Below are 297 nucleotides of genomic sequence, written 5' to 3'. Positions count from 1 at the left end.
CGCCGCCGACCACCACCACTTCCTGGTTGCGGTAGAAGAAGCCGTCGCAGGTGGCGCAGGCGGAGACGCCGAAGCCCTGGAATTTCTGTTCGGAGGGCAGACCCAGCCACTTGGCCTGGGCGCCCGTGGAGATGATGACGGTCTCGGCCAGCAGCTCGCCGCCGGAATCCAGCTTAAGCCGGAAGGGGCGCTGCGACAGGTCCGCCTCGACCACGATGTCGTGGATCACCTCGGTTCCAACATGCTCAGCCTGGGCCTGCATCTGCTGCATCAGCCAGGGGCCCTGAATGACTTCGG

General features: G+C 65.7%; 1 protein-coding gene. It reads right to left on the bottom strand.

Annotation, left to right across the window (positions count from 1 at the left end; all coding sequences use genetic code 11):
* Positions 1 to 271: NAD(P)/FAD-dependent oxidoreductase (locus FLQ44_RS17005; RefSeq protein WP_240801324.1), on the bottom strand; the 271-nt coding region annotated here is incomplete at its 3' end.
* Positions 272 to 297: the final 26 nt, after the last annotated feature.

The sequence above is a fragment of the Vogesella mureinivorans genome (assembly GCF_007644035.1).
GTDB classification, from domain to species: domain Bacteria; phylum Pseudomonadota; class Gammaproteobacteria; order Burkholderiales; family Chromobacteriaceae; genus Vogesella; species Vogesella mureinivorans.
The sequence above is the reverse complement of the archived record's forward strand: the minus strand, read 5'-3'. Positions and strand labels throughout refer to the sequence as shown.